Source organism: Glycomyces rhizosphaerae, from assembly GCF_042647865.1.
GTDB lineage: Bacteria > Actinomycetota > Actinomycetes > Mycobacteriales > Micromonosporaceae > Glycomyces > Glycomyces rhizosphaerae.
This window is the reverse complement of sequence record NZ_JBHRWO010000012.1, coordinates 145,831-165,441: the sequence shown is the minus strand read 5'-3', so window position 1 is coordinate 165,441 and position 19,611 is coordinate 145,831. Positions and strand designations below refer to the sequence as shown.

Below are 19,611 nucleotides of genomic sequence, written 5' to 3'. Positions count from 1 at the left end.
ACCTCGTCCGGCGGTGCGGTTGGCGTTGCGGTGGAATGCGTTAAGTCAGGCGCTCGACGTCGGCGCCGATGTCGCCGACGGCGGGCTCGCCCGCGGTCTCGTATTCGAGTTTGAGCGTGCCGTTCGCGAAGACACGCGATTCGGTCAGGCGCAGGGCCGCGGGCACCGCGCCGTCGGCGAAGACGCGCTTGCCGCCGGCGAGGATGAGCGGGTAGACCCACAGGTTGAGCTGGTCGACGAGGCCGAGCCGCAGCAGCGACTGCACCAGGTCGAGGCTGCCGATGACGTGGACGTGGCCGAAGCGGTCCTTGAGTTCCGTGACGGACTCGGCCAGGTCGCCTTGGAGGAGGCTCGCGGTGTCCCAGCTCAGCGGCGTTTCGAGGGTGCGGGAGGCGACGTACTTGGGGACGCGGTTGATGAGCGCGGTGAAGTCGAACTCGGCGGGTGCCGTAGGCCAGTAGTCCGCGAAGATCTCGTAGGTGCGGCGGCCGAGCAGGAGCGCGTCCATGCCCTTGGCCTGCTCGAAGATGAAGTGCTCCTCATCGCGGTCGATGAGCGGCGCCTGCCAGCCGCCGTACTCGAAACCGCCTTCGGGGTCCTCCTCCGGCGCGCCGGGGGCCTGGGCCACGCCGTCGATCGACATGAACTCGGTGACGATGAGCTTGCCCATCTGCTGCTCCTCTGGTTCGGGATTCCTCTTTCAATGGGGACGACGCCGCGGAGGGGGATTCATCGGTCAGGCGGGCAGCGGCTCGCCGGTCTCGAGGAGGGTCTTGAGGCTCGAGACCAGTTCGGGCCAGCCTTCGCTGATCATCTTCAGGACGGTGCTGCCGGGTTCGAAGCCGTCGTGGGTGACCATGAGGCGGACCGTGGGCCCGCCGGGTTCGAGGTCGAAGGCGACCTTGGAACGCGGTTCGGCCGCGATCGATTCGAGGACGTCTTCGGCGACGCCGGCGCGTTCGGCCCATTCGGGCGTGAACGTGTGCCAGGTGTAGGCGAGGCGCCGCGGCGGGTCGCATTCGAGCACCTGCTGGCCGGGGTCGGAGACGCTGCCGCCGCGTTCGCGCCAGGTCATCGGAGAACCGGGCTTCCAGTCGGTGTCGAAGGAGAGGTCCCAGTACCGCTGGGTCAGCTCGGGTTCGGTCAGGGCGCTCCACAGCCGTTCCGGCGTGGTCTTGATCCGCGACAGGTACACGAACGAGGTGTCGCCCATGGCCGGTCTCCTCCCTATGGCGTCCCGGACCAGCCTAGGCGGATCGCGTCGTCGGGGGGCGGCAACCGGGCCAGAGACTCGTGGCCTCTGGCCCGGGGGTGTTGCGGTGTTCGGTCTTAGCGGCCGCGCCGGAGCTGCGCGTCCACGTTGATGTAGCGGGGCCGGTAGAGCCCGGCGTCCGCGTAGAGATCGTCGGAGTTGAAGCTGTTCACGTTGTAGGAGATGACGAGGGTGTCGGCGTCGCCGAGGTTCGGGTGGGCCTTCGCGTTGTAGGTGAAGACGTTCCCGCCGGTCTCGGGGGTCGTGTACAGCTCGGTCTTGCCGGTGTAGGGGCCCGTGATGTCGGCACTGCGGTACATCACGATCTTGGCGCTGAGCGGTTCGGTGGCGTCGCCGGTGACGAGCGTGAACCTGCCCTGGAAGCGAGAAACGCTGAACTCGTTCGAGACGCCTTCGAGGATGCGGCTGGAGGCGGCGGAGTCGGCGGTCCACTCCCCCGCACTGAAGTACTCCCAGCTCTCGGTGGTGAGCGATCCGGTGGGGACGCGGGCGAGGTGGGCGTACTTCTGGGCCTGGTTGTCCTCGACGCCGAACACGTACGTGTAGCCGTCCTCGGGGTCCTCGTAGATCGCCGAGCCCCAGTTGATGGTGGAGTCCGGCAGATCGGTGACCGAGAGCAGGCTCATGTCGGCGGGGTCCAGGGTCGCGACGGCGTTGCCCGTGAACTTGAAGTCGAACACGCCGGTCCCGGTCTTGATGAACTCGAGCAGCATGACGCGGAGCATGCCGTTCTCGACGGTCGCGTCGCCGAACCAGTACCAGCGCTGCGTCTCGTCGGCGCCCGCGACCTTGACGAGGGATTCGGGGGCGGCCTCGGTGCCGCCGGTGTAGGTGGTGAGGGTGCCGCCGTCGTCCACGATGATCGAGTTGTGGAGGAACGGCGAGTCGGCGGGCCTGCCGCCGTTCTCGTCGACTTCGCCCATGAACGTGTCGGAGTAGATCCACGCGGTCGACCCGTCCGGCAGGTCGACGCTGTACGCGGAGTCGGCGCCGGTCCAGCGCCCGGCGGTGTCGGCATAGGTGCCGAAGCGTTCGGTGAGTTCGGTGTTGATCTCGGCGGAGATGCCTGCGGCGCAAGCGGTCGGGGCCGCGCTCGCGGCGGTGATCGGGATGGTGGCGGCCGCGATGCCCGCGGCCACCGCGAGGGTGAGCGATCGGTTGGTCATGGTCTGCTCCTTTGCAGGTTCATGGTCGGAGGGGGATCGCCTAGGTGGTGTGCTGGGCGAGGATCTGGTCGGCGAAGCGTTCGCCGATGAGGCGCTGGACGTCAGGGCCGGGATGCAGGTTGTCCGGCAGCGGCATCGCGGCGGCGTCGTTCTCGCCGTAGAGCGCGAGTCCGTCGAGGTAGTGCAGCCGGCGGTCGCCGTCGGCCCGGCGTCGGTCCACGATGGATTCGAGTTCGGCGCGGATGACCCGCAGCGAGAGTTTGCCGGTCGCGACGTCGTCTTCACTGCCCGCCGCGATCGACCACTCCTCGCTCCGGGCCGGGTCCTGGATCGTGGGACCGGCCGAGGTCTCGACCGGCTCGCACCAGATCGGCGAGACGAGGACGATCGGCGTGTCCGGATGGCCTTCGCGAATGGTGTCGAGGAAGCCGTCGACGGCGGGGCGGAACGCACGCACCCGCATCACGTCGCCGCAGACGAGGTTGATGCCGAGTTTCAGGCTGACGAGGTCGGCGCGGATGTCGCGGATCGTCCTGGCGGTGAACGGATCGAGCATCGCGTTGCCGCTGAACGCGAGGTTGGTCAGGTGCGCCCCGGATTCGAGCGCCGCCACCACCGGCCAGGTGCCGGTCGTCGTGTCGGCCCGGTAGCCGTGGCTGATCGAACTGCCGTGATGGACCCAGCGGAGTGCGGCATCGGCAACGGTCGACACTGGAGCGTCGACGCGAAGCGCAAGCAGTTCAACGTGGTCGTAGTACGGCAGCCAGAGTTCCAGGTCGCGCTCGACTCCGGCTGCGAGGCCTTCGAAGCGGACCGTGGCGTCCGGTCCCGGAGCGATCTCGCCGTTCGGGCGCTCGAAGGTGAACACGTAGCGAGAGCCGATCGGCGCTGTCGCGGTCGCCACGAGCGCGCCGCCTTCGGTGATCTCGTACGCGCTGGGCGGCATGGGTGCGGTGGCGTCGGCGGCGATCCGCCGCGTCTGCACGTCGAGTTCGACGACGTCGGCGGCCGTGCGGAGCGCGAGCCGGATCCCGGCGCTCTCCGCGCTGGTCTGGATCATGAAGCGGTCCGGGATCTGCCGCCTGGCCCACCGCGGCAGCCGATGCGGGATCAGGCCCCGATCGGTCTCCTCGATCTCGACCGCTCCGCGGATCATTTCGGGTTTGATGGGGAAGGGCTGCAAGGTCATGAGGCGTCCACAACCGTGCCATCCGCGTGCACGTCGACGAGCCGACCCCCGATGCGCAGCCCGCGCAGGACCGCGTCGGGATCGAGCGCGGCGATGCACGCCCGCGACGTGTCGAGCCGATCGGAACCGACCCTCGGGTCGACGCCGAAGAACGACTCGATCACCAGGGCCGCAAAGGCTCCGGCGGAGGAGCAGGCCCAGTCGATGATGTACGGCAGCTGCGGCGGGGCCTTCCGGGCGCCGCCGTTGACCGCGGGCATGGCCTCCTCGGTGAAGTGCGCCTGACCGGGCGGCCCCTGGTTGGCGGAGCGGGCGAGCCCGGGAAGCCAGTCGATGGCGACCTCGGGCGCGCCGAGCGCGATGAGGGAACGCGCCGCATCGGCGGGCCAGGCGGGGTAGGCGCCGTTCCACTGGTGGTCGGGTCGGATGCTGAAGCTCGCGTCCGGGTCCCAAGGGGACAGTGAGCGCAGCCAGACCTCGGTCTGCAGTTCGCGCCGGTAGAAGTCGACCATCTCGCGGCGCACATGCTCGTCGAGGTCGGCGGCGATCGTGGTGCCGACGACGGAGAAGTCGTAGACGTGGCGCACCGGCACACGGGTGCCGTCCGGCTGGCGCGCGGCGAAGTGGCCCCGGCCGGGCAGGTAGAGGTCGGCGACGGCTTTGACGAGCCCGTCGGCCTCGGCTTCGAGCGCGGCGGCGCCGTCGGTGTCGCCTTGGGCGGCGAGGATCTCCGCGACCGTGCGCAGGTTCCACACGTTCGCCGCGTTGAGGCTCGCGACCTCGTGTGTATAGGAGCTCACGCATTCCAGCAGGTTGTCGATCTCGCCGTAGTCGGCGAGCGGCCCGGTGCCGCGCAGCGACTGCCACGCCAGCGCCCAGTCGCGCAGGTGCTCGGTGACCGGAAGACCGCCGGGCTTCTCATCGAGCAGGTCGGTCTCGCCGGTGAAGCGGACGTAGTCGTGCACGAGCCGGGTCATCGCGTAGTCGTTGACCGAGTACCAGCGGCCCACGGGCCCGCCGGTGAGCGAGGAGGTGCCGAAGTGCGTGTGGATGTCGGAGGCGATCCAGTGCCGCAGTTGGCGTTTCATGGCGTCGGGGTCGAGGAGCGCGTGGGTGATGGAGCTGAGGCTGTAGTCCCAGATGAACGTGGTGGTGGCCCAGTAGTTGGGCATCAGGGTGTCGTAGCTGCGGCCGAGCACGTTGCCCGCGAAGTCGCGGCGGAACCAGATGACGCCGAGCACGCCCCACCAGTAGAGGCGCCGCAGCGGTTCGGAAGTGGTCTCCAATGTGGGCAGATGCCCGGAGAATTCGCCGTTGCCGGGTTGGAACGCGGCGTCGAGTTGCCGGTTCCAGAAGGCTTCGGCGGCGCGCACCGTGGCCGGGACGTCGGCGGCGATGCGTTCGAAGGCCGCTGTGGCCGCGTCCTGTGTGGTGGCGAGGGCGTGGACGTAACCGAATCGCGCGGTGGCGCCGGGGGCGAGGTCGAGGTGCACGGTGACTTCGCCGCCGCGTTCGATGCCGCCGATGCCGACTTCGTGTTCGGCGGAGGCCGGGGCGATGCCGGAGAGGCGGACTTCGGCACCAGTGCCCGTTGCAGGACCAGTGTCGACGCCTTGGACGCTCCATGCGGTGGTGGCCTGGTTGGTGAAGACCAGGCGGGAGGGTCCGGTGGCGGCCCGGTTGCGTTCCTCGGGGGCCATCGCGTCGAGCCAGGCTTCGCCGGTGTGGGCGGCTCCGGCGGCGAGGGTGAGCGTGATCGGCACCGTCCGGTGGGCGGTTCCGGTGTTGTGGACGCGGACGTCGATGGCTACGGCGGTTTCCCCTGGGGCGCAGACGGTGAGCGTGGTCAGGTCGAGGCCGGGGAGGCTCACGCTGCGGCGCACGCGGTCGGGGCGCCATTCGTGGGTGATCGGGGCGCCGTAGGACTCGACCAGGCGTCCGTCCACAAAGCATGCGGCGGTGCGGGTGAGGCCTTGCGAGACGGGCGGGAACGTGACGGCGCTGATCGCGGTGAGGTCGTGGTCGACCCTGGCGGTGCCGAGGAAGTTCGTGAGGCCGCTCGGCGCGATCATGTCGTCGTAGTGGTGCGTGACCGGGTCGGCCGCGAGGTCGTCGACGTTGGGTATGAGGCGCATGGAGGCTCCTAGTACTGCCCGAGGGCGAGGCCTCGGGCGAAGAACTTCTGCGTGAAGAGGAAGAGGACCACTGTGGGCAGTGAGACGAGCAGGCCGCCTGCGAGCACGGTCGACATCTGCGCGCCGCCGTAGGTGCTCTGCATCCCGGCGAGGCTGGTCACGATGGGCCGCACGGCGTCCGACTGGCTGAGGACCAGGCCGAGCAGGAAGTCGTTCCAGATGAACGTGGCCTGCAGGATGAAGACCGCCACGAGCGCGCTCGACGCCATCGGCAGGTAGACGCGGGCGAAGATGCGCCAGGTCGTCGCGCCGTCGAGCACGGCCGCTTCGAAGACGCTGTGCGCGATGCCGGTGAAGAAGTTGCGCATCACGAACGCCGAGAACGGGATCGAGATCGCGGTGTACACCACGACCATGCCGAGCCGGGTGTCGAACAGGCCCGTGCGGGAGTAGGCGTCGAACAGCGGCAGCAGGATCATCTGGAGCGGGAAGACGGTGCCGCCGAAGATCACGACGAACCAGGCGAAGCCGTGCCGCAGCCGGAGCGCGACGATCGCGAATCCGGCGGCTGCACCGACGATGACGGCGATCGCGGGAGCGGTGACCGAGTAGAGCAGGGTGCTCGCCGCGCTCTCGCCGAGCCCGGAGAGGCGCAAGGCCTCGGCCATGTTGGCGAACAGCGAGAAGTCCTTGGGCCGCCAGGACTCCTTGCTGGTGAACGTCTCCGGCGCCTTCGCCGCGTTCACCAGCAGCAGGTACACCGGGAGCAGCCAGAACGCGCCGAGGACGATGAGGACGGTGGTGCGGATGATTCGCACCGTGCTATTGAATCGCATGGTCAGACCCCGTGCTTGCTGGAGAGCTGCTGGCGCAGGTAGAGGATCGAGGCCACGAGCGTCACGATCGTGAGGAACACGGCGATCGCCGAGCCGAGGCCGTATTCGCTGTTCACGAAGGTCTCCTTGTACATCGTCAGCGCGAGCGTCTCGGAGGCGCGCCCCGGCCCGCCCTTCGTCATGCCCTGCACGATGTCGAAGGTCTTCAGGCTCGCGACGATCGAGAGGCCGACGACGACGGCGGTGAGCGGGCGCAGCATGGGCCACAGGACGCTGCGGAAGAGGCGGATCCCGTTGGCGCCGTCCATCTTCGCCGCCTCTAGCGGTTCCCTCGGGATCGACTGGAGGCCGATCGTGAAGAGGAGGGCGTTCACGCCGACGCCCTGCCACGCGGTCGCGAGGATCATCACGACCGTGTTGAGCGGGGCGTCGACGAGCCAGCGCGGCGTGTCGTCGACCCCGAACGCGGCGAGCGCCTGGTCGAGGGCGCCGTCGCCGGAGAGGATGAACGACCAGATCACGCCGACCCCGATGCCGGAGAGGGCGTAAGGGATGAGGAACGGCATTCGCAGCCAGGCGCCGCCCTTGAGGTTCCAGGTGAGCAGGGCGACGCCGAGGCCGATCCCGACGGGGACGAGGAGGGTGCCGACAACCCACAGCAGCGTGTTGAGCACGGAGCCGAGGAATTCGGGGTCGTCGAGCATCTCCGCGTAGTTGGCGAGGCCGACCCATTCGGGATCGCCCAGGCCGTCGTACTCGGTGAGGCTGATGGCGGTGGTCCACAGCAGCGGCAGATAGAGCAGCACGGCCACCAGGATCACGCCGGGCGCGATGAACCCCGTCGCGGACCAGCGGTACTGGTCCTTGGGGCGCTTCGCCGTCGGGGCATTGTCGGACGTCATGCCGCGTCAATCCTGCTCGGCCCAGTAATCGTCTGCCTCGGCCTGGATGGTCTCCAGGAACGGCAGCGGGTCGCCGGGGTTGGCGATGAAGGCGCCGAACTGCTCGAGGGCGACGGTGAGGATCTGCGTGGGGGTCGTCTCGTAGTAGCGGTCGTAGCGTTCGAAGCCGTCGCCGGCGACGGTGGTGCCGAGTTCCTCGAGCATCGGGTCGGCGACGGTGGCCTGGGGGTTGAACGCGACGTCGCCGCGGGCGGCGCTCCAGGCGGTCTGCGCGTCCGGGGACATCCACCACTCGGAGTATTCGAGGCCGAGGGTCTTCTGGCTGGAGTTCTCGGCGACGCAGAGCGGGCCGGATTCGACGGCGACGGGAGTCGTGCCGAGGTCGGGGTTCACGGCGGGGATCACGAACATGTCGTAGTCCTGGCCGGAGACCATGCCGGCGCCGTCGAGCGAGCCGTTGAAGAACGAGCCGAAGTTGATCATCGCGAAGTCGCCTTGCTTGAGGCCGACGGCGGGGTCCACAGTGCTGCCCGCGTCGCTGAACCAGCCGGCCTCCTGCTGATCGCGCCAGGTCTCCATGATCTCGACGATGCGCGGGTCGGTGTACTTCACTTCGCCCGTGGCGAGTCCGTTGTAGAGCTCGGGGTCGGTGCCGGCGACGAGCTGCTGGAACCAGGGGAAGGTGAACAGCGTGCTGGTCTGGTAGTACGGGGTGATCCCGGCGCCCGAGAGCTTCGTCGCGGCCGCGTCGAGTTCCGCCCAGGTGGCGGGCTCGGCGATGCCCTGCTCCTCGAAGATGGTCTTGTTGTAGTACATGACCCAGTAGGCGATGTTCATCGGCACGCAGTACTGCTTGCCGTCGTAGGTGTAGGCGTCCTTCAGGTCCTCGCCGATCCAGCCTTCCTCGACGGCCTTCGTCCAGATGTCCGTGGTCTCCGCTACGAGGCCCTCTTCGACGAGCTCGCCGAGGGAGGGGCCGGTCTGCCATGTGAACAGGCCGGGGCTCTTGTCGGTGCGGAAGGACTGCTTGATGAACGCGTCGTACTGGGCGGCGTCGGAGTAGCCGGTCGTGTTGAGGCTGATGTCGACGTCGCCCTCGCTCTGCGCGTTCAGCTCGTCGAAGTCCGGCTCCCACGCGGCCTTGTTCGTGTAGAAGTCGAGGGTGCCGGTGGTGGCGCCGTCGTCCTCTCCTCCACCGCCGCACGCGGTGAGCAGCATGCTGGTGGCGACCGCGGCGGCGATGCCGAGGGGGATCTTCCGTGATCTCATTGCGAACTCCTTTGTTCTTCCTAAGGGGATGGGGTGTCAGGCTTGGCGGCTCGTGCCGCGGACGGAGGCCTTCACGGTCCCGAACCGCTCGCTGCGCGAACGCGACGTGCGCCTGATCAGGTAGGGTCCGACGGCGGCCGGGACGATGAACGTCTCGGCATAGTGGATGGTGTAGGGGTCGAAAGCGCCTGTGGGGCTGACGATCTCGACTTCGTCGCCTTCGACGAGATTGAGCACGTTCACGGTGCCCTCGGTGTCGTGGGCGACCCGCTCGGCGAACCAGTGGCGGCGCACCTCGATGAACTCGAGCTCGTGCAGCCCGGTGCGCTCCTCGGTGACATCGCCGTCCTGGCTCACCACTTCGACGCGGTTGACGAGGTTCGCCTCCGTCCACGCCGTGTCCCGCTCCCACACGAGGTTCCGCTCACCGTGGTCCAGGTGCACGGGACGGGGGATGCCGTCGAGCCCGAGGCGGCCCCAGTCCCAGAGCTTGAACGTGAAGATGAACGGGGTCGCGGAGATCTCCAGGACCATCGAGTTCGCGCCCGAGCTGTGAATGGTCCCGGCCGGGATGAGGAAGTGGTCGTGCTTCTTGGCGGGGAACGCGTTCACGTACCGCTCGGCGGGGAAGGGCCGCTCGCCGGTCTCGGCCGCCCGGAGATCCTCGAGCATCGCGTCGCGGTCCACGCCGTCCTTGGTGCCGAGGTAGACGACGGCGTCGTCTCCGGCGTCGAGCATGTAATACGACTCGTCCTGCGTGTACTGCATGCCGAAGGTCTGGTGGATGTAGTCGGTGAGCGGGTGCACCTGGAGGGAGAGGTTGCCGCCCTCCATCGTGTCGAGGAAGTCGAAGCGGATCGGGAACTCCGCGCCGAACCGCGCATAGGTCCGCTCCCCCAGCAACTCCTTGGGCCGCAGGAGCACCAGGTCCAGGGACGGGATCTCGACGATCGCCCCCTCGGCGTCCTCCAGCAGTAGCGAGTTCTCCTCCGGCACGCAGTCGAAGCACCAAGCGTAGTTCGGGCGGCCCGGATCGAGGTCGAGCTTTCGCTTCATCCATTGTCCGCCCCAGACACCGGGGTCGAAGAACGGAACGACGCGAAGCGGCGCGTTCGCGGCCTGCTCCAGACCCGTGCGGAACGCGTCGCCGGTGATCATCCCGGGCTTGCGCGAAGTCGGCTCGGCGGGCCCGATCGCGTTGGCGTCCAACAGGAAGTCGATCCGGTCGAACAGGGTCCGCTTGTGGCGGTCGGCCGCACGCCACTCGACGAAGAACCCGCGCTTGTACTTGCGCAGCTGGTCTTCGTCCGGGTTCTCCGCACGCCAGTTGGTGGCTCCGGCGCGCTGGCGCATCTGCAGTTCCCAGCGGGCCATGTCGGCCAGGACGAGCGCGTAGGACGCTGAAGTCCGCCGGGCGACGAGGTCGGCGCCCCAGCCGAGGAGGACCGTGGGCCCGTCGGCGCCCTCGATCTCCACGGCGAGCTTGTCGAGGTGTTCGGTGTCGTAGAAGGCGTCCACAGTGGCGTGGGAGAGGACGCCGAACACGCGATCGTCGGTGAGGTTGTCCGCGAAGCGCGCGTCGATCGCACTCGTGGGGAGCGCGGCGGCCTCTTCGACGTCGACGACCCGCCAGCGCGGCAGCGCGCCGGCGATCGCCTTGGCGAGCAAGGGAAGGTCCGCGCCCGGGTAGGCGTCCACGACGATGAGCGGCACGCGGTCGCCCGCTTTGGCGGCTGCCGTGTCGGCGACCAGGGTCCAGGCCGGAGCACCGTGGAGCACGCGGGCGTCGGCCGGAAGCGGCACGGTCGGCTGCTTCTCGTACCGTCCGATCGGGAGGGTGTCGGTGGGCACTTGCGCTCCTTCAGGATTGGAGGTCGGCTGCGAGCACGGAGAGTCCGCGCAGCACCGAGAGGTCGGGGCGGTCGGGGATGACGAAGGCCGGGCGGTGCGAGCTGGTCCAGAGGTGCTCGCGGACGTAGGCCTCGACCGGGGCGGCGACGGCGCTGCCCGCACGCATGATGCCGCCGGAGAGGATGACGACTTCGGGGTCGTAGGCGTGGCACAGGGACACGACGGTGGCCCCCCAGGCGCGGGTCGCGCGGAAGCGCAGGGCGGCGGCAGCGGCGTCGCCGGCTTCGGCGGCGGCGAACATGTCCTTGACGTCGGTGACCGCGTCGCCACGGGTCGCGAGGTCGCGCCTGAGGGCCCAGGCCCCGGCGATGGATTCGGCGCAGCCGATGTTGCCGCAGTTGCACTGGGCGGCATCGAGTTCGACGGTGAGGTGGCCGCCGAGGACGCCGGCGTGGTCGTGGGCGCCGCGCAGGAGGGTGCCGTCGATGATCGCGGCGGTGCCGATGCCGGTGCCGAGGGCCATCAGGACGGCATCGCGCGCTCCGGTCGCGGAGCCGGCGGCGGTCTCGCCGACGAGCGCCGCGCGGGCGTCGTTCTCGATCACGGCATCGAGGTCGAATGCTTCACGGGCCCAGGCGATGAGGTCGAGCCCGTCGAGGCGGGGGTGCTTGTCGTGGGCTTTCACGAGCCGGCCGGCGGCGCGGTCGACGACGCCGGGGACGGCGATGCCGACGGTGAGCGGCGACTGCCCGGGGGCGCGGATCGGCTGGGTTTCGGCGAGCAGTGCGGCCGCCGCGTCCCGCGCCCGTTCGAGGTCGCCTTCGCCGGTCGGCACCGTCGCGGTGCGGACGGGAGTGCCCCGGTCGAGGATGCCGAGTTTGATCTCGGACCCGCCGAAGTCGATGCAGAGCTCCATCGCTCGCCCCCTTCCGTGCTCATCTACGGCTCGTGCGAGCCGTAAATGAGACTCGCCGAGACCGTCATCGCCTTGCGATTGGTAACGTTACCAATCAGGGGCGAGTTTTGGCAAACATGCAGCTCAGATGGCCTAAAGCCTCACGGATGCTCGATGGTGACGGGCAGTTCTACCATGTTCGCCTTCTCGTCCGCAGTGCCCTCGAGCCGCGCGAACAGGAGGGTCGCGGCCTCGCGGCCGAGCAGCCGCGCGTCGTGGTCGATCACGGTCACCGGCACCGGCATGAGCTCGGAGAGCTCGAAGTCGTCGAAGCTCACGATCGCCGGGCGCGGCCCGGGGAGGCCGTCGCGGATCCGCCGCCCGATCTCGCGCAGGGCGCCGATCGTGTTGCGGTTGTTGGCGCTGAAGATCGCCGTCGGCGGCTCCGCGAGGTCGAGCATCGCCCGGGCGGCCCGGCTCGCCGCGTCCACGTCCTGCTGGTCGCGGGCGACGATCACGGGATCGATCGGCGCCCCGCGTTCGGTCATCGCCCGTTCGTAGCCCCGGTAGCGGCGCTCACCGGTGAAGACCGAACTCCGGTTGCCCAGGAACCCGATGCGGGTGTGCCCGGAGTCCAAAAGGGAGATCGTGCCGCGGTAGGCGCCGCCGACGTCGTCGAGCAGCACCGTGTCGACTTCGAGGCCCGGCACGCGGCGCGAGGCGAGCACGAGCGGGACGTCCCCCAGCCGCTCCGGCTGCAGGTGCGCCGCGTCGCCGCTCGTCGGCACCAGGATCAGGCCGTCGACCTGCCGCCCGATGAAGTCGCTGACCAGCTGCCGTTCGCGCCCGACGTCCTCGCCGGTGTTGCCGAGGATGATGCGCCGGCCGTGCTCGGCGGCGACCTCTTCGACGCCGAGCGCGAAGTTGCCGTAATAGGGGTTCGCGAGGTTCGTGATGGCGACGCCGATGAGGCCGCTGGGCTGGCCGGGGCGCAGGCTGCGGGCGTTCTCGTTGCGGTAGTAGCCGAGCTCGCGCACGGCCGCCATCACGCGCTCCTGGAGATCCGGCCGCACGTTGACGCCCCCCGCGAGCGTGCGGGAGACGGTCATCGGGCTGACCCCGGCAAGGATCGCGACCTCTTTGATCGTCGGCTGGCGCGCGCCTCGCGATGTCGACATGCCCGCCCTCCTCTGCGTCGGCGCCAATCCTATGCGAACCGGCGCGGGAACGCCGGTCTAGAGTCGAGCGGTCCCACTCCCCCGCGAAAGGCCGGTACCGGTGCGCACGCTCTACGTCGTCACCCACCCGCAGGCGACCCACCACGTCGAGGGCCTCGTCGGCGGCTGGCACGACTCCTCGCTCACGACCGCCGGCCTCGAGTCCGCCAAGCGCATCGGCGAGGCGCTGCGGGCCGAGATCCCCGATCAGGCTGAAGTGGACCTGTTCTCCTCTGACCTCAAGCGCACCAGCCAGACCGCGAACGCGATCGGCGAGAGGTTCGGCATCGAACCGGTCTTCGATCCGCGGCTGCGCGAGGCGTCGTTCGGCGAGGTCGAGGGCCAGCCGAAGGCGCGATGGGACGAACGCTTCACCGCTCCACCGGCGGTCGGCGACCGGATGGGGCACCTCCCCATCCCCGGTTCCGAGTCGCGACGCCAAGTCGCCCAGCGCATCTACGCGGCCGTGGACGAGATCGCCGAGCGCCCGCGGGGGCACCAGATCGTCGTGACCCACGGCTTCGCGTTCACATTCGTGATCGCCGCCTGGGTCAAGATGCCGATCGAATCACTCGGCTACGCGATCTTCAAGGCGCCCTCGGGAAGCATCACCGTCCTGCACGAAGACGCGGTCTACCGCGGGCGCATGGTCCTGCGGCTCGGCGATACCGGGCATCTCGCCTACTGAAGCTCGCTTGCCGCACGGCCGCTTCGGGAGGGGTCCCGGGACGTTCTGGATATTTTCGGGCGAGGGACGGCCATTGAGCCTATCCCTCACATCCACCCCGAAAGGAATCACTGTGGACAAGAAGAGGAAGCGCCTGATCCGCATCGGCGCGGGCGCCGTCGCCGGTCTCGGTGCCGTGGCCCTCGCGTGGACGGGGATCGCCGCCAACGCGGACGAGCCCGCCGACGCCAAGGGCGACTTCGAGGCCAAGGTCATCGGCGGCGAGCCCGCCGAGGAAGGGCAGTACCCGTGGCTCGTGGCCCTCGGCTACACCGGTGAGGGCACGCCGTTCGAGCGCCAGTTCTGCGGCGGCTCGGTCATCACCGAGACCGTCGTCATCACCGCCGCCCACTGCGCCGAAGCGGTCGCCGGCCCCGACGAGGTCGTGGTCTTCTCCGGCTCGGTCGACCTCGAATCCGACGACCTCGTCGAGACCGCCGTGGCGGACATCCACATCGCACACGACTACAACGAGCCGATCGACCGGGCGAACGACTGGGCGCTGCTCCTCCTCGACGAGCCCGTCGACGTCGAGCCGATCGACGTGGGCACCGAGCCGGAGGAGTTCGACGCCCTCGAGACCGCCGGCTGGGGCGAGACGGGCAGCGGTTCCGCGAGCGTCGCCGAATGGGTCGAGGTGCCGTTCGTCAGCGATGACGACTGCGAGGCGGCCTACCCGGACGAGATCGACGCGGCCACCATGCTGTGCGCCGGCGACCTCGAGAACGGCGGCGTCGACTCGTGCCAGGGCGACTCGGGCGGCCCGATCATGGCCCCCGGTGAAGACGGCCAGATCCTGGTCGGCATCGTCAGCTGGGGCTACGGCTGCGCCGAAGCCGGCAACCCGGGCGTGTACGCCGAGGTGGCCGACTTCAACAGCGCGATCGACGACGTCCTGGAGGACTGGTCCTAACCCGTAGCAGGCGAGGCCGGGAGGGGCGACCCTCCCGGCCTCGTTGTCGTTGCCCCGCAGATGCTCAGACGGCTTTCGCGGCGCGCAGCTGCGTCCGGACCGTCTGGGTCCACCCGATCGACGCGACCACCGCGAATCCACTGTAGAACAGGATCGCGAGCATGACCGGCAGCGAAGTCCAAGCCGAGTTCGCCGCGGCCACCACCAGCGCGTAACCCGTGAACGCGATGAGGGCCGCGGCGATGCCGCCGAAGGTGATGAAGGTCTGGAGCCGGAAGATGCCGCTCTGGCCCGCGAGCTCGCGGACCGCAACGGCCGCGCGGTGGGCGACCTGGGCGTGCACCCCTTCGAGGCCTGCCCGTGCGACGACGCGCTCCTCCAGCAGCGCCACCGAACGGGACCGGCTGAGCGCGGCCGCGATGAGGACCTGGTGGTGGGCGTGCATGAACCACAGCGGAGCGGCGCTGAAGGCCGCGACCCACTCGCCGCCGATGGGCCGCTGCCCGCCGAGGGCGATGATGGCCAGGCCGAGGTAGGTGACCTGGATGGCCAGGAGCGCGAGCCGCTCGCCCGCGAGCGTGGACAGCTTGTCCCGGTCGGTGGTGTACAGCGCCAGGAGCGCGTCCAGGTCGCCTTCGGGGGCGTCGGTCGCCATGCGAGGGCCTTTCGATCGGGGGGTCGGGCCTCGCTTCGGACTGTACTGCGCCACAGCTACATCAGAGTCCGGGCCGCGTGTTCAGGCAGCCGGTCGAGAGCTTCGCGGGATCGTATCGGGACGAGTTTCTTTGTTAGTGTTCTAGACCAAACTTTCGGATCTCGGAGGACTCATGGCCGCAGCCCGGCGCACTTCCCGCGACATCCGCAGCGAGTCGCGGCTCGTCCTCATGCGAGCGCTGCTGGCGGCGGGCGAGTCGACCCGCAACGGGCTGGCGGAGGAGACTGGTCTGAGCCTCGCGACGGTCTCGACCATCGTCGGCGACCTCCTGAAGTACGACATCGCCGCCGAGACGGGCCTGCTGACGGGCGGCATCGGGCGGCCGACCACCGGCCTTCGCCTGAACGCCGATCGCGGCCGCGTCGTCGGGGTCTACGTGGAGGACCGATACCTGGAGGCGACCGTGTTCGACGCGGCGCTGGGCCGGCTCGCCACGGTCGAGGCGACCGCCGATGAACCGGTCGAGGAAGCCGACGACCTCATCGACTGGATTGGGAGCGCTATCGACGCCGCTCTCGAACGCGCGCAGGCGAACCGCGACGAAGTCCTGGGCGTGGGCATCCTGCTTCCCGGCGGCATGCAGCGCCCCGTGAAGGCCGCCGCCGTGCTCCCGAACGCGATCTGGCTGCACCTCGACCGCCTGCGCGACCGCCTCGGTCTGCCGGTCGTGGTCGACAACCCGCTCAAGGCCATCGCCACCTCGGAGCTGTGGCTCGGCGCCGGGCGCCGCAGCGCGAACGTGGTCGCCGTCAGCCTCGGATACGGCGTGGGCGCGGGGATCATCCAGGACGGCGCGGTCGTGCGCGGCGCCACGAACGCCTCAGGCGAATGGGGCCACAGCCTCCTCGCCTTCGAAGGGCGCCGATGTCAGTGCGGCCGTGAGGGATGCGTCGAGGCGTACGTCGGCATCCCCGGCATCCTGCAGACCCTCACCGAGACGGCTCCCGACCACCCTCTCGCCGCATCGACCGCGTGCTTCGCATTTCTCGATGCCCTGGCCGCCGCGGCTGAGGCCGGCGACCCGGCCGCGATCGCGACGATCGAGCGCAGCGCCCACCACCTCGGCGCCGCGCTCACCGACCTCGTCGCCGTGCTCAACCCCGAGGTCATCGCCCTGACCGGCTGGAACGTGGGGCCGGTGACCCGGGAGCGCCTCATGTCGACCGTCCGGCAGCGGGTCCGCGACGACGCGCCCGGCGACGCCGCGGCCGACCTCGCGATCGAGTTCTCCGAGCAGTGCGGCATGGACGGCATCGCCGCGATCGCCTTGGAGCGCTTCATGAGAGACATCGGCCTGGTCACCACCCGAGTGCCGGCCCTCTAAGGGAGCACGCGGTAGGTCACGTGCGTGACCAGGCTCGCGCCGCGCGAGCTGACCTGTTCCAGGTGGAGCGGCGGGACGCCCTCGAAGAGGCGGGTGCCGGCCCCCATCGTGAACGGGGAGATGTGGAGCCGCAGCTCCTCGATCAGGCCGGCGGCCAGATACTGGTTGACCGTGTTCGCACCGCCCATGATCGCGATGTCGCGGTCGCCGGCCGCCTCGCGGGCCTGCGCGAGTGCGGATTCGATGCCGTCGGTGACGAAGTGGAACGTGGTGCCTCCGGCCATCGGCTGCGGTTCGCGCGCGTAGTGGGTGAGCACGTAGACCGGGGCGTGGTAGGGCGGATTCTCGCCCCACCAGCCGTTCCAGTTCCGGTCCCACTCTCCGCGTACTGGGCCGAACATGTTGCGGCCCAGAATGAACGCACCCGCGTCCGTCAACTGGTCGAGCTCGACCCGGTTCTCCTCGGGGGTGTCGAACATCCAGGCGTGCAGCTGCGCGCCCGACCCGTCACCGCCGTCGTCGCCGAAAGGCCGCTCCTCCGTTTGGTTGAGCCCGGCCGAGTACCCGTCGGCCGAGATCGAGATGCCGCAGACCACCTTGCCCATGTGCGCCTCCTTCAAGTCGCTTGAGCGTTCAGCATCCCATTCCCGGCCGACACTGCGTCTCAATTGGTCAGAGGTCGTTCGCGCAGCGGAGGGCCGCGGCGAAGGCGTCCGGGTCGCCCGAGGGCGAGTGGACGCGGATCCGGGTCGACTCCCCCGCGCGGAGCGTCATCATGCCCTCGTCGGCGCGGGCGGCCGGATCGACCTTGTCCGCGTGGCAGAACAGGTCCCGCACCAGGGAATTCGCGGTCACGTGCAGGACGCATCCGTCCTCGGTGGACTCGGCCGTGACCGTGAACGGGCGGGGTTCGAGACGCTGGTCGATCACCTCGGTGCCGTAGCGGAACGCGGGCGCGAAGCCCTCGCCCTCGGCCCTGATGAACTCGGCGCCCGGGTCGTCGAACGCCGCGACCTCAGCCGGGACGGTGATCGAGGCGGCGTCGCGAGCGTCGATCCGCGCCTCGACCACGGTCTTGGCGAGCACGGTGCCGTCGAAGGCCTCGCGGGTCACGGTGAACGAGCCCGTGTAGGCCTCGCCGGTGTCGTTGACGAGGATCAGGGCGAGCTGGTCCCGTTCGGGCGCAATGCCTTCCCAGGCGTTCGCGCGGCTCTGCTCCGACGGTCGCGGTTGCAGGGTCGCCAGGCGCGGCGCGTAGGCGTCGCGCAAGGCGTGCCACAGCGGCTTGCGGTGACCCGCGAAATCCACTGCGGCCCAAGAGACCACGGGCCAGTTGTCGTTGAGCTGCCACAGGATCGTCCCGGTGTTGTGCGGGGTGAGCGAGCGGCAGTGCTCGACGCCGAAGCGGATCGCGTGCGCCTGGTTGAGCTGCGTGGTCCAGTGCCAGTCCTCGATGGACTCGGGGTCGGGCAGGTGGCCCTGCCAGCCGCGCTGGAGCTTCTCGTTGCCGCGGTTGGCCTTCTGATGGACGAGCATCTGCGGGCCGAACGGGTCGAGCGGCTCGTCGTGGACGACGGCGGTGAGGGTCGACCAGGCGGGCGGGGCCTGGAAGCCGAACTCGGAGACGAAGCGCGGCAGGTAGTCGGCGTACACGCGGTAGTCGGCGCGGTTCCAGACGTCCCAGATGTGCATGGTGCCGTAGCGCTCGTCGTTGGGGTGGCGGTAGTCGCCGAAGGAGTGCGGGCTCGCGGGCGAGTACGGGCGCGTGGGGTCGAGCTCGGCGCAGAGCGCGGGCAGCAGCTCGCTGTAGTACGCGTCGCCCCAGCCTCGACCGCCGAGGCGGTGCGCCCAGCTCCAGTCGACCGAGCCCCAGGTGTTCTCGTTGTTGCCGTTCCAGAGGACCAGCGAGGGGTGCGGGCTGAGCCGCGTGACGTTCTCGCGGGCCTCGGCCTCGATCTCGGCGCGCAGCGGGTCGTCCTCACTGTATGCGGCGCAGGCGAAGAGGAAGTCCTGCCACATGAGCAGGCCGTGCTCGTCGGCGAGGTCGTAGAGGTCGTCGGACTCGTAGAAGCCGCCGCCCCACACGCGCAGCAGGTTGATGTTGGCTTCGAGCGCGTCCGCGACGCGCAGGGCGTACCGGTCGCGGTCGATCTCGGTGAGGAAGGCGTGGTCGGGGATCCAGTTGGCACCGCGCACGAGGACGCGTTCACCGTTGACCTTCAACAGGAACGGCGCGCCCGCCTCGTCGGGGGCGGTGTCGAGCTCGACGGTGCGGAACCCGACGCGGCCCCGCCAGTATCCGTCCCCCGCTTCGATGCTCACGTCGTACAGCGGCTGGTCGCCGTAGCCGACCGGCCACCACCGTTGCACGTCCGGCACGTCCGTGACGACCACAGTGGAGTTCGTGCCCGCCGATACGGTGGCGTCCGTCTCCAGTGGACGACCGTCGGGGTCGACGACGACGAGCAGGACTTCCACGTCGTCGTCGGCCGCCGCGCGTTCGATCTCCAGATGGACGGTGAGGACGCCGTCGTGGCCGCCGTCGCCGTTCGCGATGACGTCGACCAGGGGCCGGACCGAGGCGACCCGCGCACCCGACCAGGATTCGAGGCCGATGGGCTTCCAGATCCCGGCGCCCGCGACGTCGATGCCCCAGTCCCAACCGAACGAGCAGGCCATCTTCCGCAGCTGGTTGTAGTCGTGGTGGTTGGTGCGGGGCAGGGCGCCGTCGCGCTCGGCGCGGGCCGCCGCCTCCGGTACCGGGGCGGCGAACGTGACGGTGAGCGTGTTCTCCCCTTCGCGCAGGGCCTCGCGCACGTCCCAGCGGTGGCCGCGGTGCATGTTCTCGGTGCGGCCGACCTCGATCCCGTTGAGCGCCACGACGGCCACGGTGTCGAGCCCGTGCGCGACCAGGTCGTGGCGGGCCGAGCCGTCGTCGGTCCAGTCGAACACGGTGGTGAACCGCCAGGCGGTGTCGCCGATCCACTGCTGCGCGCCCTCGTTGTCGCCGTCGAACGGGTCGGCGATGAGCCCGGCCCGCAGCAGATCGAGGTGGGCCTCGCCGGGGACGACGGCCGGGATGCCCTCAGCGAGCGGCGCGGCCACTCCCCCGGGGGCATCGGCGGCCAGGTCGTCGGCAGTGAGCGTCCATCCCTCGTGGAGGGCGCGGAAGGTCGGCGGGTGGTGCATGGGAAAGCTC

Annotated in this window: 17 protein-coding genes; 3 read left to right on the top strand and 14 right to left on the bottom strand. The window is 69.7% G+C overall.

The genetic code is table 11. The features are described from left to right. Positions 1 to 40: 40 nt before the first annotated feature. The 11 genes from ACFO8M_RS15125 to ACFO8M_RS15075 all read right to left on the bottom strand — a co-directional run bounded on the left by ACFO8M_RS15125 (position 41) and on the right by ACFO8M_RS15075 (position 12,694). Positions 41 to 670, bottom strand: a complete 630-nt coding sequence (locus tag ACFO8M_RS15125; RefSeq protein WP_387976913.1) for a dihydrofolate reductase family protein — start codon at positions 668 to 670, stop codon at positions 41 to 43. 66 nt (positions 671 to 736) lie between these two features. Then, complete coding sequence (locus ACFO8M_RS15120) at positions 737 to 1,213, bottom strand: SRPBCC family protein (protein WP_387976910.1); 477 nt, start codon at positions 1,211 to 1,213, stop codon at positions 737 to 739. Positions 1,214 to 1,329: 116 nt separating this feature from the next. Then, positions 1,330 to 2,439 carry a DUF4185 domain-containing protein gene (locus tag ACFO8M_RS15115; protein ID WP_387976907.1) on the bottom strand — a complete coding sequence of 370 codons (1,110 nt, stop codon included), beginning with the start codon at positions 2,437 to 2,439 and terminating at the stop codon, positions 1,330 to 1,332. A 40-nt stretch (positions 2,440 to 2,479) separates the two neighbouring features. Beyond that, positions 2,480 to 3,628 carry a GDSL-type esterase/lipase family protein gene (locus ACFO8M_RS15110; RefSeq protein ID WP_387976904.1) on the bottom strand — a complete coding sequence of 383 codons (1,149 nt, stop codon included), beginning with the start codon at positions 3,626 to 3,628 and terminating at the stop codon, positions 2,480 to 2,482. Then, positions 3,625 to 5,763 (bottom strand): hypothetical protein, encoded by a 2,139-nt coding sequence (locus tag ACFO8M_RS15105; RefSeq protein ID WP_387976901.1) that lies wholly within the window; start codon positions 5,761 to 5,763, stop codon positions 3,625 to 3,627. Before ACFO8M_RS15105 ends, ACFO8M_RS15110 begins: the two co-directional genes overlap by 4 nt. An 8-nt stretch (positions 5,764 to 5,771) precedes the next feature. After that, positions 5,772 to 6,599: a carbohydrate ABC transporter permease gene (locus tag ACFO8M_RS15100; RefSeq protein ID WP_387976898.1), complete on the bottom strand. Its 828-nt coding sequence runs from the start codon at positions 6,597 to 6,599 to the stop codon at positions 5,772 to 5,774. A gap of 2 nt (positions 6,600 to 6,601) precedes the next feature. Continuing rightward, positions 6,602 to 7,501 carry a carbohydrate ABC transporter permease gene (locus tag ACFO8M_RS15095; protein ID WP_387976895.1) on the bottom strand — a complete coding sequence of 300 codons (900 nt, stop codon included), beginning with the start codon at positions 7,499 to 7,501 and terminating at the stop codon, positions 6,602 to 6,604. 6 nt (positions 7,502 to 7,507) lie between these two features. Further along, positions 7,508 to 8,770: an ABC transporter substrate-binding protein gene (locus ACFO8M_RS15090; RefSeq protein ID WP_387976892.1), complete on the bottom strand. Its 1,263-nt coding sequence runs from the start codon at positions 8,768 to 8,770 to the stop codon at positions 7,508 to 7,510. Between the two features lie 36 nt (positions 8,771 to 8,806). Beyond that, positions 8,807 to 10,621, bottom strand: coding sequence for a class I mannose-6-phosphate isomerase (locus ACFO8M_RS15085; protein WP_387976889.1), 1,815 nt, complete (start codon positions 10,619 to 10,621; stop codon positions 8,807 to 8,809). A 10-nt stretch (positions 10,622 to 10,631) separates the two neighbouring features. Further along, a complete protein-coding gene (locus ACFO8M_RS15080; protein WP_387976886.1) occupies positions 10,632 to 11,537 on the bottom strand; it encodes an ROK family protein in 906 nt (301 codons plus the stop codon). 140 nt (positions 11,538 to 11,677) lie between these two features. Beyond that, the gene (locus ACFO8M_RS15075) at positions 11,678 to 12,694 is read right to left on the bottom strand and encodes a LacI family DNA-binding transcriptional regulator (RefSeq protein WP_387976883.1); all 1,017 of its coding nucleotides are present in this window, start codon (positions 12,692 to 12,694) and stop codon (positions 11,678 to 11,680) included. Positions 12,695 to 12,794: 100 nt separating this feature from the next. On the opposite strand from ACFO8M_RS15075, the gene ACFO8M_RS15070 reads away from it, so the two are divergent. Together ACFO8M_RS15070 and ACFO8M_RS15065 are read left to right on the top strand one after the other, a co-directional pair. Then, a complete protein-coding gene (locus tag ACFO8M_RS15070; RefSeq protein ID WP_387976880.1) occupies positions 12,795 to 13,421 on the top strand; it encodes a histidine phosphatase family protein in 627 nt (208 codons plus the stop codon). A 112-nt stretch (positions 13,422 to 13,533) separates the two neighbouring features. Then, on the top strand, positions 13,534 to 14,373 hold the full coding sequence (locus ACFO8M_RS15065) for a S1 family serine peptidase (protein WP_387976877.1): 840 nt from the start codon (positions 13,534 to 13,536) through the stop codon (positions 14,371 to 14,373). A gap of 64 nt (positions 14,374 to 14,437) precedes the next feature. Here ACFO8M_RS15065 and ACFO8M_RS15060 read toward each other — a convergent pair whose 3' ends face one another. After that, a complete protein-coding gene (locus ACFO8M_RS15060) occupies positions 14,438 to 15,028 on the bottom strand; it encodes a hypothetical protein (RefSeq protein WP_387976874.1) in 591 nt (196 codons plus the stop codon). A gap of 172 nt (positions 15,029 to 15,200) precedes the next feature. Between ACFO8M_RS15060 and ACFO8M_RS15055 the strand changes: the two genes are divergently transcribed. Continuing rightward, complete coding sequence (locus tag ACFO8M_RS15055) at positions 15,201 to 16,412, top strand: ROK family protein (RefSeq protein ID WP_387976871.1); 1,212 nt, start codon at positions 15,201 to 15,203, stop codon at positions 16,410 to 16,412. Here ACFO8M_RS15055 and ACFO8M_RS15050 read toward each other — a convergent pair. Next, complete coding sequence (locus ACFO8M_RS15050) at positions 16,409 to 17,017, bottom strand: dihydrofolate reductase family protein (RefSeq protein ID WP_387976868.1); 609 nt, start codon at positions 17,015 to 17,017, stop codon at positions 16,409 to 16,411. The two genes, ACFO8M_RS15055 and ACFO8M_RS15050, sit on opposite strands and share 4 nt — an antisense overlap. 67 nt (positions 17,018 to 17,084) lie before the next feature. Continuing rightward, positions 17,085 to 19,601 carry a glycoside hydrolase family 2 protein gene (locus tag ACFO8M_RS15045; RefSeq protein ID WP_387976865.1) on the bottom strand — a complete coding sequence of 839 codons (2,517 nt, stop codon included), beginning with the start codon at positions 19,599 to 19,601 and terminating at the stop codon, positions 17,085 to 17,087. Between the last annotated feature and the right edge of the window lie 10 nt (positions 19,602 to 19,611).

Excerpts from the sequence above, each read along its gene's own strand:
- ACFO8M_RS15060 (WP_387976874.1), bottom strand. The coding sequence starts at position 15,028 with ATGGCGACCGACGCCCCCGAAGGCGACCTGGACGCGCTCCTGGCGCTG.
- ACFO8M_RS15090 (WP_387976892.1), bottom strand. The coding sequence starts at position 8,770 with ATGAGATCACGGAAGATCCCCCTCGGCATCGCCGCCGCGGTCGCCACC.
- ACFO8M_RS15075 (WP_387976883.1), bottom strand. The coding sequence starts at position 12,694 with ATGTCGACATCGCGAGGCGCGCGCCAGCCGACGATCAAAGAGGTCGCG.
- ACFO8M_RS15055 (WP_387976871.1), top strand. The coding sequence starts at position 15,201 with ATGGCCGCAGCCCGGCGCACTTCCCGCGACATCCGCAGCGAGTCGCGG.
- ACFO8M_RS15045 (WP_387976865.1), bottom strand. The coding sequence starts at position 19,601 with ATGCACCACCCGCCGACCTTCCGCGCCCTCCACGAGGGATGGACGCTC.
- ACFO8M_RS15050 (WP_387976868.1), bottom strand. The coding sequence starts at position 17,017 with ATGGGCAAGGTGGTCTGCGGCATCTCGATCTCGGCCGACGGGTACTCG.
- ACFO8M_RS15105 (WP_387976901.1), bottom strand. The coding sequence starts at position 5,763 with ATGCGCCTCATACCCAACGTCGACGACCTCGCGGCCGACCCGGTCACG.
- ACFO8M_RS15120 (WP_387976910.1), bottom strand. The coding sequence starts at position 1,213 with ATGGGCGACACCTCGTTCGTGTACCTGTCGCGGATCAAGACCACGCCG.
- ACFO8M_RS15125 (WP_387976913.1), bottom strand. The coding sequence starts at position 670 with ATGGGCAAGCTCATCGTCACCGAGTTCATGTCGATCGACGGCGTGGCC.
- ACFO8M_RS15110 (WP_387976904.1), bottom strand. The coding sequence starts at position 3,628 with ATGACCTTGCAGCCCTTCCCCATCAAACCCGAAATGATCCGCGGAGCG.
- ACFO8M_RS15095 (WP_387976895.1), bottom strand. The coding sequence starts at position 7,501 with ATGACGTCCGACAATGCCCCGACGGCGAAGCGCCCCAAGGACCAGTAC.
- ACFO8M_RS15080 (WP_387976886.1), bottom strand. The coding sequence starts at position 11,537 with ATGGAGCTCTGCATCGACTTCGGCGGGTCCGAGATCAAACTCGGCATC.
- ACFO8M_RS15115 (WP_387976907.1), bottom strand. The coding sequence starts at position 2,439 with ATGACCAACCGATCGCTCACCCTCGCGGTGGCCGCGGGCATCGCGGCC.
- ACFO8M_RS15100 (WP_387976898.1), bottom strand. The coding sequence starts at position 6,599 with ATGCGATTCAATAGCACGGTGCGAATCATCCGCACCACCGTCCTCATC.